Below are 17233 nucleotides of genomic sequence, written 5' to 3' on the forward strand. Positions count from 1 at the left end.
TTCTTAAATATTATGATCTCTTAGATGTGTTCCTTGGAAGGATATACGAGTAAATATGATGTAAAAAATACAATGTAGGCACTTTTTGGGTTGGTATTTTCAGACTTATTAGTATGCTGTAAATTTCATTTGTTGAATTCTAATAGCATTTAAAATAGCTAATAAGGCAACACCCACATCGGCAAAAACAGCCTCCCACATAGTAGCTAAGCCACCAGCACCAAGGATTAAAACCAGACCTTTTACCAGAAATGCTAAACTAATATTTTGCCAAACAATTTTTTTTGTCTGTTTTCCTATTTCTATTGCCATTGGAATTTTACTTGGCATATCATCTTGAATAACTATATCTGCGGTTTCTATGGCAGCATCGCTTCCTAAACCTCCCATGGCTATCCCAATGTTGCTTAGCGCAATTACAGGGGCATCATTTACACCATCACCCACAAAAGCAACGGTTTCATTTTGGGCTATAATTTCTTTTACCTTATTTACTTTATCTTCGGGTAATAAATCACCAAATGATTTAGTAATTCCTAATTTAGAGGCTACAAATTTTACCACTGTACTTTTATCGCCACTAAGCATTGTAGTTCTGACACCTAAGGTTTTGAGTTTATTAATGGTGAGTTGTGCATCTTTTTTGATATTATCGGCTATTGTTAGATAACCTATAAAATTATTGTCATAAGCCACTGCAATTAGAGTATAGATAATATATTCGGGATTTATATTATATGTAATGTTAAATTTGTCCATTAATTTAAAATTTCCTACTAACAATTCTTTTCCATCAACAATGGCTCTTAATCCATGTCCCGCTATTTCTTCAACATCTTTCAATGCAATGTTAGAGTCAATTGGACCAACAAATTCATGAATAGCAGTAGCTACAGGATGTGTACTTTGACTTTCGAGAGCATTCACCATTTGTAGGATTTTATCTTTATTAGAATTAGAATTAAAAGAAACTTCTTGTACTTTAAAAACCCCTTCGGTCATAGTTCCTGTTTTATCCATTACTACATTTTGGATGTCCGCTATACTATCTAAAAAATTACTTCCTTTGAATAAAATTCCGTTTTTAGAAGCAGCTCCAATTCCTCCAAAATAGCCTAGAGGAATGCTTATAACCAAAGCACATGGGCATGAAATAACCAAGAAGACTAATGCTCTGTATAACCAATCGCTAAATACATAATTAGAAACAAAACAGATGGGGATACTACAAATTAGAATCGCTAAAAGAACCACAATTGGAGTGTAAATTTTAGCAAATTTTCTAATGAATAATTCGGTTGGAGCCTTTTGGGTAGTAGCGTTTTGTACTAATTCAAGGATTTTTGATAGTTTGCTATCCTTGTAATCCGTTGTAACTCTAATTTGTGCAACGCTATTTAGATTTATCATTCCTGCTAAAACAGTTTCTCCTTTTGTTTTGGTATTGGGTTTGCTTTCACCAGTAAGAGCGGCTGTGTCAAAAGATGTTTTTTCAGAAAGGAGTTCGCCATCTAAACCTAATTTTTCACCTGGTTTTAATAGTATAATGTCTCCAATTTTTGCTTGGGAAGCTTTTATTGTTTTTGAGCTATTATTTTCAATAATAGTTACTTCATCAGGTCTTTGGTCTAATAATGACTTAATATTGGCTTTAGCTCTGGTTACAGCCAAGGTTTGAAACACTTCACCTACTGAATAGAATAGCATGACGGCTACGCCTTCTGGAAATTCATTTATAGCAAATGCGCCTACTGTAGCAATAGACATTAGTAAAAATTCTGAGAAAAAGTTGCCTTTAGCAATGTTTTCAAAAGCTTCTTTTAAAACAGGAAAACCTACAGGCAAATAAGCTAACAGGTACCAACTTATCCTTAACCACTCCGTAAACCATAATTGAGGAATATAATTATCTAAGCCAATAGCAATTAGTAATAAAACGAATGAAACGATAATAGGGAAAAACAAATTAAAAGGCACAATGTTGGTATCATGGTTATGACCATCATTATCCGAATGATTTTTTTCAGGAGTACAACATTCCGATTTGTTATCGGAATGTTGATGTACATCGTCCTTTAGGGTACAGCAAGTTTGTTTTTTGTTGGGATTGTGTTTATTATGATTTTTCATTTGTATAAATTTTAATGTTCGTGTTCTCCTCCACCTTTAGATTGTGATAATAAATAAAAAGCTCCTTTTGTAACAACTTTAGCAGTACTAGGAACGGGGTCAATCAGTTTTATTTCAGTATAGCCTAAATCGGTAGGACCTGGAACGACCTCTATTGCTTTAAAGTGAATTTCATTTTCTTCCTCTTCTTTATTTTGATGTGTTTCTTTTGGATTTTCTTGATGAGAATCTTCTTGGAGATAGATGTAATATTTTTCACCGTTTCTAACTACTGCATCTTTAGGTAAAGCTTGAACGGTTTGATTGGTAACGTTTATATTGGCGTTAACATACATTCCCGTAATTAGTTCTTTACTGTCACTAGAGTTGATTTTAGCATGTACAGCAACGGTTTTACTTTCATTGGAAAATGATTTGTTGATGCCAAATATTTTTCCTTTGATGATTCGGTTGGATTGATTGGTCAAGATGAAATCAACTTCTTGACCTATTGCAATTTTATCTAAATCTTTTTCGTATACATTAAGATCTAGATGCATTTCACTGTTGTTAACAACTTCAAATAAGGCTAATCCTGTGTCAGCAAAAGACCCCTTAGTGATATTTATTTTTCCAACATAACCACTAATGGGAGCCAGAATAGGAATTAGAGAAGTGCTTCCTTTTAAACTTATGTTTAAAGCTTGTAATTTGTTTTTTGCAGCTTGTGCTTTGGCTCTTTCGACAGCTAATTTTGATTTTACTTCTTGAAAAGTTTTTTTAGGATTTACATCTTCATCACTTAAGGTTTTCTGACGATTGTATTCTAATTGTAAGTATTCAATATTAGCTATAGCAGTTTGGTAATCTTCTTGAATTTTAGTTACTTCTAAGTTTTGAATAGTAGCTAGAACTTTTCCTTTTGTTACATAAGTACCTTCTAGAACAAAAATGTCTTTTATGACACCATTGATTAAAGTAGAAACATCTGCTTTGTTTTGTGGAGGAACAGTTGTATAACCACTTGCTTTTATAGCACTATTTAGATTTTTATGTTCTATCTTACCTATTTCAATGCCAATGGTTTTGTATTGAACTAGAGTTAAAGCTACTTCATTTTCTGATTTTTTTTCTTCATTAGATCCATCTGTTTTGTTTTCTTTACAAGAAGTAAGGAGAATTAAAATAAAAGTATTGATAAGTAAGAAAAATTTTAATCGTGATTTTATATTGTTCATTTTAATATCTATTAGTTGTTAGGAATTGATGGGTATTGTAGAGAAATAGCACTTTGGTTGTAAGCGTTTGTTACTTCTATAGCTTGTCTTTTAATATCAATTGCTTGGTTTAAAAAATTAATATAAGACCAGTAACTTAAATCTCCATTTGCATAACTTTTTTGTGCAGCTATAATGATTTGTTCTGCATATTGTAAACCTTCTTTTTGATAATATTGCAAGCTTTTTTTATGCTTTTCATAGGTTTCTATTAGTTCTTGGTTTTGCAACTGAATGATTAATTTGCTCTTATTTAACGATAATTCTGATTGTGCGGCATTTATTTCAGAAGCTTTTGCCTTTGAAATATTAACATTTCCAAATAATGGAATTTGTAGGCCTGCTGTAAAACCTTGAAAAGGAGATTGTAACTGAATAGTTTGAAAAAAATAACCAATTCCTATTTTAGGAATTGTTAGTGCTTTGTATACAGCCGTTTCTTTTTGGTTTACTAGAATTTGTTGCTTATAATAGTCTGTAACTAGATTTTCTATCTTGTTACTTTCGTTTGATACTAATTTGTATTCTAAAGGAGTTAGAACATCAGGGGTGATTGTTTCTTCTGTTTGTAAAAAAAATTGTAACTGTTTTAAGTAAATAGATAAATCATGAATGATCTGTTTTTTTTGAGTTTCAATTTCTTTCATTTTGGCTTGAGCGCTAATAACTTCTATGCTGCCTGTTTCGCCTGTTTTGTGTCTGAGCTCTGCATTTTTTAAAAAATTAGTATAAATATTATTTAGATCGGTATTTAATTTTTGAGTAGCAATGCCATAGAGATATTGATAAAAAGCAAGTGTTACAGCTTTTTCTAATTCATATTCCGTAATTGCTTTTCGTTTTTCAGCTAATTTAGCCAACTCATCTTGTAATTGTTTGTTTGCTTTAGTAATGCCTCCAATAGGGAAATATTGTTGAATAGTAACATTATGGTCAAATTCTTTAGCATTAAATTGCCCTCCTTGATACTGAACTTGTAGAGGATCGGGTTGAAAAGCGGCTTTTTTCAATATTTTTTGTTTTTCAATTTCCTTATCGGCAATTTTTAATTCAGTATTATTTTTTTTAGCTAATTCAATAGCTCCTGATAGCGTGATGTTTTGTGTGTTTTGTCCAAAACTTAGTGTGCTAAAAAGAAATAAGATACTAGGGATAAAAGTGGTAGTTATGTTTTTATTGTGTTTGATTCCCTTTTCAAATACTAAATAAAGAATAGGTAAAACAATTAAGGTTAATAAAGTGGCTGAAATTAAGCCTCCAATAACTACAGTTGCTAGAGGTTTTTGTACCTCCGCTCCACCACTACTAGAAAGAGCCATTGGCATAAAACCTAATGAAGCTACTGCGGCAGTCATAAGTACAGGACGTAATCTTGTTTTAGTACCTAAAAACACACGTTTAACAGGATCGCTAATTCCTTCTGTTTTAAGCTGATTAAAGTACGAAATAAGTACAATTCCGTTTAAAACGGCTATACCAAATAACGCTATAAAGCCAATGCCCGCAGAAATACTAAAAGGCATTCCTCGTAACCAAAGAGCAAAAACGCCTCCAATAGCAGAAAGAGGAATGGCTGTAAAGATTAGCAAAGATTGCTTAATACTGTTAAATGTAAAATATAATAAAACCATAATTAATGCGAGAGCTATAGGTAATGCTACTGACAAACGTTTGTTTGCTTCTACTAGATTTTCAAATTGTCCGCCATAGGTTATAAAGTAACCAGGAGGAAGTTTAAAGTTTTTATTTACTTTTAGTTGGATTTCCTCTACGACACTCTTAATGTCACGACCTCTTACGTTCAGGCCAACGGTAATTCTTCTTTTTCCGTTTTCTCGAGAAACTTGTACTGGACCTTGTTCGTAGGTTATTGATGCAACTTGAGAGAGAGGTACTTGTTGTCCACTGTTTAATGGAATAAATAAGTTATTAACATCCGTTATATCTGTTCTGAAGTTTTTGTCTAGTCTGACAACAACATCAAAACGCTTACTGTTTTCGTAAATTTTGCCAGAACTTTCACCAGCAAAAGAGGCGCGGATGATTTTGTTAATATCTGTTATATTCAAACCGTATAAAGCTATTTTATTGTAGTCATATTTTATAGTTATTTGTGGTAAACCACTTACTTTTTCGGCTTTCAGGTCGCCAATTCCTTCAATAGTATTAATTTTAGAAATCAGCTCTTTTGCTTTTACATCTAATACTTCTAGGTCATCGCCAAAAATTTTAATAGCAATATCGCTACGACTTCCGGTCATTAACTCATTAAAACGCATTTGAATTGGTTGAGATATTTCGATGTTTGCGCCTGGAATAGCTTCCATTTCCTCCTTCATCATGTTCGCTAAATCTTCCCAATTATCAGCGGTTACCCATTCGCTTTTATCTTTTAGAACAATAATCAAATCCCCACTTTCTATAGGCATTGGGTCGGTTGGAATTTCGCCACTTCCTATTTTCGTTACAATGGTTTTAATTTCAGGGAATTTGGCTTTTAATAGTTGTTCATATTTTGTGGTTGTTTCCACCATTTGAGATAAAGAACTTCCGGTCATAATAGTAGCATTTATAGCTAAATCCCCTTCTTCAATGGTAGGTATAAATTCGCCTCCCATGTTTTGAAAAGTTAATAAGGTAAAGGCAAAGAGTCCGATAGCTATCCCTAAAATTATTTTTTTAAAAGTTAACGCTTTTTCAAGGATGGGAATGTATTTGCTTTCTAGCCATGCCATCATTCGATCGCTAAAATTTTCTTTATGTTCTGTGTTTTTTGATAAAAATAAAGCAGACATCATAGGTACGTAAGTAAGGGATAAAGTAAATGCTCCAATAACAGCAAATCCAACGGTCATAGCCATGGGTCTAAACATTTTTCCCTCAGTACCTATTAAGGCAAGAATGGGTAAATACACAATTAAGATAATCATTTCGCCAAAAGCAGCACTACTTCTAATTTTTGAAGCAGATTGATAAACTTCTTCATCCATTTCGGATTGAGTAAGAGGTTTTTTTCGTTTAGTAAGAAGTAAATGATGCATTGTGGCTTCTACAATAATTACCGCTCCATCTACAATAATTCCAAAATCTATAGCTCCTAAACTCATTAGGTTACCACTTATTCCAAAATAATTCATTAGAATTACTGCAAAAAGCATTGATAGAGGGATTACAGAAGCTACAATGAGTCCTGCACGCAGATTACCCAAGAACAGAATTAATACAAAAATAACTATAAGAGCACCTTCTATCAGATTTTTGGTAATTGTTCCAACGGCATTGTCTACGAGTTTTCCTCGGTCAATAAAAGCTTCAGCTACGACACCTTCTGGAAGTGTTTTGTTAATTTGTTCCATTTTTTCTTTCACACGATTAACCACGGCACTTGAATTTTCGCCCTTAAGCATTAGGGCTAATCCGCTAACAATTTCGCCTTTCCCATCTTTAGTTGAAGCTCCGTATCGTAACGCAATACCTTCGCGTACTGTAGCTACATCACGAATTAATACAGGAGCGCCATTACGATTTTTTACTACAACGTTTTGTAGATCTTGAATGCCTGTAGCCATTCCTACACCACGAATGAAGTAGGCGTATTGATCTTTTTCAATATAAGCGCCTCCTGTATTTTGATTGTTTTTTTCAAGAGCTTGAAAAATTTCTGAAATAGTAACGCCTAAGCTATTAAGGGTGTTAGGATTAACAGCTATTTCATACTGTTTTAATTTGCCTCCCCAAGTGCTAACTTCTGCAACGCCTTCTATACCTTGTAGTTGAGGTACAATGATCCAATCTTGAATCGTTCGTAATTGTATGGCGTCGTATTTGTTTTCATACCCTTTTTTAGCATATACATCATATTGATAAATTTCGCCAAGTCCTGTAGAAATAGGAGCTAAACTAGGAGAACCCGCATAATCAGGGATGTTTTCTTGTGCTTCTTTTAAGCGTTGAAAAATCTGTTCACGAGCCCAATAAATATCAACGTCATCTTTAAAAACAACCGTTACAACAGATAGTCCAAATCGTGAAATACTGCGTAATTCTACAATTTTAGGGATCGTTTTTACAGATCGTTCTAAAGGATATGTGATTAATTGTTCTACTTCTTGACTAGCAAGAGTCGGGGCGGTAGTAATAATTTGTACCTGATTATTTGTTACATCTGGTAGGGCATCAAGAGGTAATTGTTTTACCGAATAGCTTCCCCAAGCTAATAATATAATGGTAAAAAGCAGTATAAGAAACTTGTTCTTTATACTGAATTGTATAATTTTATCTAACATCGAAAATATATAATAAGTTAATAATGAGCAAACAAAAGAGTTGCTATTAGAAAAGTATTTGCGTAGTTCTTAACTACGCTACACTATAAAACTTATTATACTATTTTGGGTGGTTGCCAAATACTGTTGTAGAAATTAGTATAAAAAACCGACTTGTAAAGTGATTCTTTATTTTTAGTATTTATAATAGAAAAGGTTTCAAAATCGTAGGAAATAATTGATTGGTAGACTAATATTTGAGTACCGCAACAATTGCATACACAAAAAGGGGAACACAAATCATCATCAGTATGCGAATGATTTTTATCCTGTAGATTAGTTGTGATAGATTGAGCCATAGATCGTTCATCTTCTATCATATCGAGACAAGGCAACCCTGACAATATGAGGAAATAAACGGATAATATGATATATAGCAATCTCATCAGTACAAATTAATAAAAAAAAAAGCTAGAAACAAAGAATAAATCTTAGTTTAGAAAGAGTAAAGATAAAAGAGACTTATAGTATTTGAAATTATGAACCCAGAGAATAGTGGTATTTTGAAAAAAGTTTCTAAGCAAATAAAGCTTCCTTTTACCTGAAATTTTTGGGGAGTAGTTGGTGTAAAATGTTTATTTTTAATAATTATAAGCAAAGTGAAGAATCAAGAGGGTGTCCTAAAAAGTAAAGAATCAAGATTTAGTTTGTTACTCTGAGGGAAAGAGGCATTTCATTATCAAAAGTATGTAATTTTGTTTTGCCTAGGTTTCCTTTGGGTTGGTTAGAGTAAGACGACTGAACAACGTTAGATAACAGATTATCTATTTTTTGGACACCTTCTTTCTTTAATTATTATATAGTTTTTAAATAGTTTGTGTATTCTTTTTCAATGCGTTCTTGATGGGTAGGATGTGCAATTTTTACCATTTCATTTACGCGCTGTTTGAGCGTTTTTCCGTATAGGTCCGCTATGCCATTTTCTGTAATAATATATTGCACATGTGAACGAGTAGTTACTACACCAGCTCCTTGTTTTAAGAACGGAACAATTCTACTCTCCCCTTTCTTAGTAATAGAAGGTAAGGCAATAATTGCTTTTCCTTCTTCACTAAGTGAAGCTCCACGAATAAAGTCCATTTGTCCACCCACTCCTGAATACATTTTCATTCCTATAGAATCAGCACAAACTTGCCCCGTTAAATCCACCTCAATAGCTGAATTAATAGCTACCATTCTTTTGTTTTTTCGTATTCTAGCCGTGTCATTTACAAATGAAGATTCTTTCATTTCAATAAAAGGATTGTCATTTACAAAATCATACAATCGTTGAGAACCTATTAAAAAAGTAGCTAATACCCTTCTTTGTAATATCCCTTTGTAATTACAATTAATAATATCTTTTTCAATTAAGTCAATTACCCCGTCACTAAACATTTCAGTATGTAATCCTAAATCTTTATGATTTGTAAGTTTAGATAATACAGCATTAGGGATAGAACCAATGCCCATTTGTAAGGTGCTTTTGTTTTCTATCAGACTAGCTACATAACTTCCTATTTTTTCTTCTTCAGCCGAAATAGGAGCTATCTTATGACCAAATATAGGATGATTGACCTCTACCATATAATCTATTTCGGTTTCGTGTAGGATTCCATCTCCAAAAGTTCTTGGCATTTGAGGATTTACTTGAGCAACAACAATTTTGGCATTTTCTATAGCTGCTAAAGTAGCTTCCACAGAAGTACCTAATGAACAATAGCCATGTTTGTCTGGTGGCGATACGTGAATAAAAACAACATCTAATAGAACTACCTTTTTTCGGAATAAATTAGGTAATTCACTCAAAAAAACAGGCGTATAAGAGCCATTGCCTTCCTTTAACGTATGACGTACATTAGCGCCTATAAAGAAAGAATTAACATGAAAACTAGCCGATAGAGAAGGGTCCGCATACGGTGCCTCTCCTTCTGTATGCAAATGACATATTTCTACATTTTTTAGTTCTGATGCTCTTTCTGATAAAGCCTTTGTTAACACACTGGGTGTAGCCGCCGCCGCTTGTACATAAACTCGATGACCAGACTTAACTACTTTTACAGCTTCCGCTGCGGATACATATTTACTCATAACCTAAAATTTTACCCCCAAATCTAAGTATTTAGTAAGGATCGTAATATGATAAATCTCATGCCTAAAATTAGATCGTTTATTAAACTATTATTGTATTTTTGCACACTTACTTTGAAGAAATGAGTAAAATAATAGTAAAAACACGAGAGCAGATAGAATTAATGCGAGAAAGTGCTTTAATTGTGTCAAAAACGTTAGGGATGTTAGCTTCAGAAATCAAGCCTGGAGTAAGTACCTTATATTTAGATAAATTAGCAGAAACCTTTATTCGTGACCACGGTGCTACACCTGCATTCTTAGGAATGTATGGTTTTCCAAATTCACTTTGTATGAGTCCGAATTCACAGGTAGTTCACGGAATTCCAACGGATAAGCCTTTAGAAGAGGGCGATATTATTTCAGTAGATTGTGGAGCCTTAAAAAATGGGTTTTATGGAGATCATGCCTATACTTTTGAAGTAGGAGAGGTGGATCTAGCCACTAAAATGCTTTTAAAAACCACAAAAGAATCACTGTATATTGGTATTCGTGAATTAAAAGCAGGAAACAGAACAGAAGATGTTGGTCATGCAATCCAAAAATATTGTGAAAGTCATGGTTACGGTGTGGTTCGTGAACTGGTAGGGCATGGTATAGGGGAAACAATGCACGAAGCACCCGAAATGCCTAATTATGGTAAAAAAGGACGAGGTAAACTATTGCAAGAAGGAATGGTAGTGGCTATAGAACCTATGGTTAATATGGGAACTAAAAATATCAAACAACATAAAGATGGCTGGACTATTACGACTGCTGATGGTAAACCTTCTGCCCATTTTGAACACGATGTAGCCATAATTGATGGAAAACCTGAACTCCTTTCAACCTTTGCATACATTTATCAAGCATTAGGTATACAAACTAATGAAGAGGATGAGTTTAGAGCCAATAAATTAGTGATTTGATGATTCCTTCAAATCTTTCTATATCAAATTTAAAAAATAAATATTGTTTTTAAGTAAAATACAATGAAGTTAAAATTCTAAAATATTGCTATAATAGAAAGGCGGATATAACTATAGACAGAATTACCTTAATAGCTGGACAAAATGATTCTAGTAAAAGTACTGTAAGTAAAGTTGTGTACTCAATAATCAAAGGATTTAATCAAGGTAAAAATTCTTTTGATGAAGGGAATTTATTATTGATAACATATTATTATCATTGATTTTTTCAAGAAATTAACAAATTCGATAGTTCTTCATTGATGTATTCCAAACAAAATCAATAGACAAAAGTTGGATAGAATCTGTTAATTTTTTTTGCTAATTTAGAACTTGATAGTGATGGTATAAAAAAATATTTTTGTTGAAATATCTGTTCTAGAAAACGAGCTTCAATAAAGAAATAAAATTGGTATTAGATGAGACTATTCTTAGTAAAACGATTTTAGAGTTAAGTTTGAACAAACAACATCAAGACCATACTCGTTCTGTAAAAAATCTCGTGGAATAAAAAAATGTTATAAATGGGATAATTAGATCTCTTAATAACAGTACAGTTGACGCTTTAGATGGTTAAGAAGGTAATGTTTTTTTAATTGAATTTAAAGATGAAAGAGTTTGCAATCTGACTCATAATTGGAAAAAAATTACGGAAGTTGTTTCTAAAATTTTTCAAACAATCAAAAAATACTAAAAATATATTTAGAAAACAGTATCCAAACTAATAATTTTTATGAAAACAAAATAACATTCATACATGTTTTTAGTTCAAACAAAACGGTACTACGATTTTAAATTAGCATAAAACAAAAAATGAAAAAAATATTTAAATTCTTTTTAAATGTAATCCCAAGACCAATTCTGATAAGAATTAGTTTTATAGTACGCCCTATATTAGCATTTGTATTAAAAGGAAACCAATTTACAGATCCTATAGACGGAAAAAGTTTCAGAATGTTTCTTCCCTATGGTTATGGTAATCAAAGGAATAATGTTCTTTCACCTAGTACACTTTCATTAGAAAGACACCGTTTGTTGTGGTTATACCTTCAAAATGAAACTGATTTTTTTATAGCTAAGAATAAAAAAAAAGTATTGCATTTTGCTCCAGAACAAGAGTTCTACAAACGGTTTAAAAAACAAACGAATATAGAATATGTTACTACCGATTTGTTTTCGCCATTAGCTGATGTAAAAGCAGATATATGCAATCTTCCGTTTAAAGATAATTCGTATGACATTATTTTTTGTAATCATGTTTTAGAACATATTCCAGATGACACAAAAGCCATGCAAGAATTATATCGTGTACTTAAACCAGGAGGAATGGGGATTTTTCAGATTCCACAGGATTATTCACGACAAACTACCTTTGCTGATGATACAATAACAGATCCAAAAGAACGTGCAAAAATATTCGGACAATATGATCATGTGCGTGTATATGGGCTAGACTATTTTGATAAATTAAGAAGCATAGGTTTTACTGTTAAAGAAATAGATTATACCAAAACATTAGAAGACTCATTGGTTCAAAAATATTGTTTAGCAAAAGGAGAAATTATTCCTGTTTGTTTTAAATAAAAAGAAAAATAAATTATCTAAAAGGAGGAGTCTTGTTGAAAATGATGAGATTCCTCCTTTTTAAATTATAGAATAATAACAATTATAAATTTAAAAAGAATGTCTTTTTCGTTAGCACTCGATTTATCATGGAATGAAGCAGAAGAACGTTGGGTTCCCTTTTTGTATTTAATCAATACAAACCAACTTCCTTTGTATGTTTTTAAAACAGCCAATGAAGAAACTTTAAAAAGCATTTCAAAAGAATTAAGTTCAGAAGAAAAGAAATTATGGCTTCTAGTAATTGATTTGAAAACAGAAAATATTCTTAAAAAATTTACAAAGAATAAAAAAATAACTTCATTAAGTTTACTAAAAGAAGATAAGACTATCAAAAAACTTTTACAAGAGTACTTAAATAGAAAAACAGAAGCTATTTTAAAGGCTATTCAAGATTTAGAACTCCCCTTTAGTGTAAACTTAAATTCAAAAAAAGAGTTTTATATTAATCAGGTGCATTTTACTAATAAAACAATGCCTGCTCAATTACATTTTACTAAAAATGAAGAAGGAATCGTGTATACACTTACTCTAACTGATAAAGGAAAAACAGTACATCCCTATCAAAACGATATAAGTATCTTAACTCAATTTCCTTGCTGGATTGTTTTTAACAAACAGCTAATTTTAATTCCAGAAATAGATGGATTAAAGTTAAAACCATTCCTGAAAAATCAATCGGTACACATTCCTAAACGAATGGAAACGGAGTATTTTAAAAAATTTATTAGTGATATCATAAAAAAAGTAACAATAGAAACCGAAGGTTTTATAATTGACACTTTTGATGAAATAGTCTCTTATGATTTAAAAGGAAATCATGATTTTTTAAATAAACAGTTTTTTATTCAGATTCTCTTTGATTACAAAGGATATGTTTTTTCATCGAATATGGATAAAAAACAAGATTCTTCTATAGCATTTGAAGCAGATGATGCCGTAAAAGTAATTCAATATAAAAGAGATTTCTCAAAAGAGTTAGTAATAGAAAAAAAATTAATTGACTTTGGATTTGAAAAAAACAGAGAAGGAAACTTTTATTTATCTAATTCCTCTGCCGAATTAGATAGTATAGAATTTATCTTGAAACAAAAAGAAAATTTACAAGCACTAGGCTTCCTTTTAGATCCATTTTTAATTGATCATAAAAAAATTCAAACCAATAAAATAACACTTTCTTTACAAAGTACTGAACAAGCCGATTGGTTTGATCTGAAGATGACTATTTCCTGTGGAACTCATAATTTCCCTTTTTCAGATATTGTATCTAATATTAAAAATGGAAATCAATGGTTTTTACTCCCAGATGGAACGTACTTTATTATTCCTAGTGAATGGATGAAACGCTATGGCACACTAGCTCAATTTGGAACAAAGCAAACGGATGGAGGGATTAGTTTGCCTAAAAGTCATTTCCAGAATTTAAATTTAGAAGATGTTATTTTAGAAACAGAAAACACCTCAAAACAAACCTTAATTTATGAGCCTTCGAATTTGTTAAAAGCCACTTTAAGACCGTATCAAATTCAAGGGGTACAATGGCTTTTGAATCATTATACAAACGGAGTAGGAGCTTGTCTAGCAGATGATATGGGGTTGGGTAAAACCTTACAAACATTAGCCTTACTTATTGCAGTACAAGAAAACGAACGATCAGAAGCATCAGTTGCAACCTCTGAAATGGATCTATTTGCGGATTCAAAAACACAAGAAGCAGAACCATTAAAAGCATTAGTTGTAGTGCCCTCCTCATTAGTATTCAACTGGTACAATGAAGCTAAAAAATTTGCACCCCATTTCAAATGTATAAAATACGTAGGAACAGATAGAAAGATATTGGGGAAAAAGTTAAATCGTTACGATCTTATATTTACCAGCTTCTCTATACTAAGTAGAGACAGCGTATCACTACAAAAAATCCCTTTTCATTATTTAATCGTAGATGAAAGCCAACAAATAAAAAACCGAAATTCTAAAATATTCAAAGCCTTAACCACCTTACAAGCAGAACATAGAATTTCGTTAAGTGGTACACCTATTGAAAATTCATTAGCAGATCTGTGGTCACAAATGCAATTTATAAATCCATCTATATTAGGTGAATTTCCTTTTTTTGATCAATATTTTAAAAAACCAATTGAAAAATATAAAGATGAAAGTAAAATAGGTGAGCTAAAAAATATTATCAATCCTTATATCCTAAGAAGAACCAAGACAGAAGTATTAAAAGATCTTCCCGACTTAATAGAACAAGTAGTATACTGCCAAATGGATGAAGAACAAGAAAAACAATACGAAGAAGAAAAATCCAAAGCTCGTAACTACCTCCTTAAATTAGAAGATTCATCTTCTATGATACATATATTAAATGTGCTAATGAAACTACGCCAATGGAGCAATCATCCTAAGTTAGTTGATCCCACTCTAACAATGGCATCGGGTAAGTTTTATGATGTAACTGGATATTTAGATACTTTGGCAAAAGCAAAGAATAAAACCTTAATATTTAGCTCGTTTGTAAGTCATTTAGCTATTTATGAAGATTGGTGTGTTCAAAATAATATTCGTTTTTGTTCATTAACAGGCACTACATCCGTAGAACAAAGAGAAAATAGTGTAAGACAGTTTCAAACAGATGAAGAGATCGTATTCTTCTTTATTTCCCTAAAAGCAGGAGGAGTAGGACTTAATTTAACAAAAGCTTCTTATATCATTTTATTAGATCCTTGGTGGAATCCTTTTGCAGAAAAACAAGCCATAGCAAGAGCTCATAGAATCGGACAAGAAAACAAAGTAAATGTCGTTCGTTTTATCACACAAAATACAATTGAAGAAAAAATATTACAATTGCAACAAAATAAAAAAGAATTATCTGACAGTATTATTGATGAAAGTGTTATCCCCGAATCAATAACCGAAAATTTAGCATATTTCTTGCAATAAATTAAACAATAATAGGTTTAAAATAGTAATTTAGTTTCCAATTATGCAAATTAATGTAGTTTTAATTAAACCATAAACCATGAAATCAATTTCCCTCTTCATAGTATTGCTTTTTAATCATTGTGCTTGGTGTCAACTAGTTGAAAATGTTGCGCCATTTAATATTAAAACCATTGCATTTAAACAAGGGGATCATGTAGTGTTTCCTTTTTTTGAATTAGGAGAAGATTTTGAATTTAGTTTTGATGATTTACACGGGAATGAAGAAGACTATTATTTTACCTTAACTCACTGCAATTACGATTGGGAAATATCCGATCTAACTAGAAATGAATATTTAAATGGGAATGATAATCAACGAATTCAAGACTATCAAAATTCATTCAATACCCTACAAGGTTATTCCCATTATCGTTTGAATTTTCCGAATAATTTTTGTCAAATTATAAAAAGCGGGAATTACATACTTTCTATTTTAAATAAAAATAAAGAAATAATCTTTTCAAGAAAGTTTATAATTTATGAAAAAAGAGTAGAAGTCCCCATTCAAATCAAACGCTCCAGGACTCTAAATGATATAGCAGAAAAACACAATGTTGAATTTGCCATAAAATCTAAAAATATCCTTTTTCAAAATCCATTACAAAATATAAAAATTGCACTCATTCAAAATGGGCGATGGAATACGGCTAAATACAATATAAAACCACAATATACCATTGGTAATGAATTGATCTATCGTTACAACGCTGAAACACAATTTTGGGCAGGAAATGAATATTATTATTACGATAATAAAGACATAAAAACACCTACCAACAATATAGCAAGGGTAGATTCAAATTCAGGTTTGTACAAAACCTTGTTATATTCTAATGAAGTAAGAAAAGATAAAGGATATACCTTTTTTCCTGATATCAACGGAATTTTTCAGAATAGAAACATTTTTGCACGAGACAATAATGATGTAGAAACAGATTATACTTGGGTTTACTTTTCCTTATTTGCACCTAATTATCCAAAAGATGCCACTATTTATGTAACAGGCTTATTTAACAATTATCAAATGACAGATGAAAACAAAATGGACTATAATGCAAGTAAAGAAATGTATGAAAAAGCCATTATGATTAAACAAGGATTTGTAAACTATAATTATACCTTAATAAACCCAAAAAATCAAATAGATTATAAGAACGCCATTGACGGAAATTATTATCAAACAGAAAATAAATACCAGGTTTTTGTATATTATCGAGCTAACGGAGAACGTTTTGATCGAATAATAGGCGTAGGAGAAGCAAGTTCACAAAATATTACTAATTAAATTTAACAAATATTAAAAACAAAGATGTTTTTATTTTTTGCTAAATTTGCGCTTACAACAAAAGGTAAAATGGTTACTCAAGTTACAAAAGGGATCAAAATTTCGGTAGAGACAATTTTTGAAGGAACTTATTTCAAAAACCAGTCTGTGCATTTTGCATTTTCATATCATATTACCATAGAAAATCATAGTAAAGACCAAGTACAACTTCTATCTCGTCATTGGGATATATACGATGCACTCAATTATCACGAAACCGTAGAAGGAGAAGGAGTAGTAGGAGAAAAACCCATACTCAAGTCAGGAGAAAAGTATACCTATAGTTCAGGATGTCTACTTTCTTCCCCACATGGTAGTATGACAGGATATTTTACGATGATTAATTTTGCTACTACAAAAAAATTTAATGTTGTAATACCTGTTTTTTACTTAAATGCACCTTTTGCGCTAAGTTAGTTTGGTGTACATAAAATACAGTTTAATTTTATAAAATTTAAAAAAAAAGAGATACGATGCCTTTTTTAAAAGGCATTTTGTATTTTTGTTAGTATTACATAAAATGAACGTATAATT

10 protein-coding genes are annotated in these 17233 nt (G+C 31.5%); 5 read left to right on the forward strand and 5 right to left on the reverse strand.

Annotation, left to right across the window (positions count from 1 at the left end):
• Positions 1–108: 108 nt before the first annotated feature.
• The 5 genes from HUE53_RS09285 to HUE53_RS09305 form a co-directional block, all read right to left on the reverse strand.
• Positions 109–2130: a heavy metal translocating P-type ATPase gene (locus HUE53_RS09285; protein ID WP_014164724.1), complete on the reverse strand. Its 2022-nt coding sequence runs from the start codon at positions 2128–2130 to the stop codon at positions 109–111.
• Positions 2131–2141: 11 nt separating this feature from the next.
• Positions 2142–3347: an efflux RND transporter periplasmic adaptor subunit gene (locus tag HUE53_RS09290; protein ID WP_014164725.1), complete on the reverse strand. Its 1206-nt coding sequence runs from the start codon at positions 3345–3347 to the stop codon at positions 2142–2144.
• Positions 3348–3358: 11 nt separating this feature from the next.
• Entirely contained in the window at positions 3359–7672 is a 4314-nt protein-coding gene (locus HUE53_RS09295; protein WP_014164726.1) for a CusA/CzcA family heavy metal efflux RND transporter, read from the reverse strand.
• A gap of 95 nt (positions 7673–7767) precedes the next feature.
• Positions 7768–8097, reverse strand: coding sequence for a DUF6660 family protein (locus HUE53_RS09300; protein WP_225556131.1), 330 nt, complete (start codon positions 8095–8097; stop codon positions 7768–7770).
• Between the two features lie 409 nt (positions 8098–8506).
• Positions 8507–9781 carry an acetyl-CoA hydrolase/transferase family protein gene (locus HUE53_RS09305; protein ID WP_014164727.1) on the reverse strand — a complete coding sequence of 425 codons (1275 nt, stop codon included), beginning with the start codon at positions 9779–9781 and terminating at the stop codon, positions 8507–8509.
• Between the two features lie 122 nt (positions 9782–9903).
• Between HUE53_RS09305 and map the strand changes: the two genes are divergently transcribed.
• The 5 genes from map (at position 9904) to apaG (ending at position 17116) form a co-directional block, all read left to right on the forward strand.
• A complete protein-coding gene (map, locus tag HUE53_RS09310; protein WP_014164728.1) occupies positions 9904–10728 on the forward strand; it encodes a type I methionyl aminopeptidase in 825 nt (274 codons plus the stop codon).
• Between the two features lie 852 nt (positions 10729–11580).
• Positions 11581–12351, forward strand: coding sequence for a class I SAM-dependent methyltransferase (locus HUE53_RS09315; RefSeq protein ID WP_014164729.1), 771 nt, complete (start codon positions 11581–11583; stop codon positions 12349–12351).
• Positions 12352–12450: 99 nt separating this feature from the next.
• Positions 12451–15333, forward strand: coding sequence for a DEAD/DEAH box helicase (locus HUE53_RS09320; protein WP_014164730.1), 2883 nt, complete (start codon positions 12451–12453; stop codon positions 15331–15333).
• Between the two features lie 79 nt (positions 15334–15412).
• The gene (locus HUE53_RS09325) at positions 15413–16660 is read left to right on the forward strand and encodes a type IX secretion system plug protein (RefSeq protein ID WP_014164731.1); all 1248 of its coding nucleotides are present in this window, start codon (positions 15413–15415) and stop codon (positions 16658–16660) included.
• Positions 16661–16729: 69 nt separating this feature from the next.
• Positions 16730–17116: a Co2+/Mg2+ efflux protein ApaG gene (gene apaG / locus HUE53_RS09330; RefSeq protein WP_014164732.1), complete on the forward strand. Its 387-nt coding sequence runs from the start codon at positions 16730–16732 to the stop codon at positions 17114–17116.
• The last annotated feature ends 117 nt before the right edge of the window (positions 17117–17233 follow it).

The sequence above is a fragment of the Flavobacterium columnare genome, from assembly GCF_014844295.1.
Classification (GTDB): Bacteria; Bacteroidota; Bacteroidia; order Flavobacteriales; family Flavobacteriaceae; genus Flavobacterium; species Flavobacterium columnare.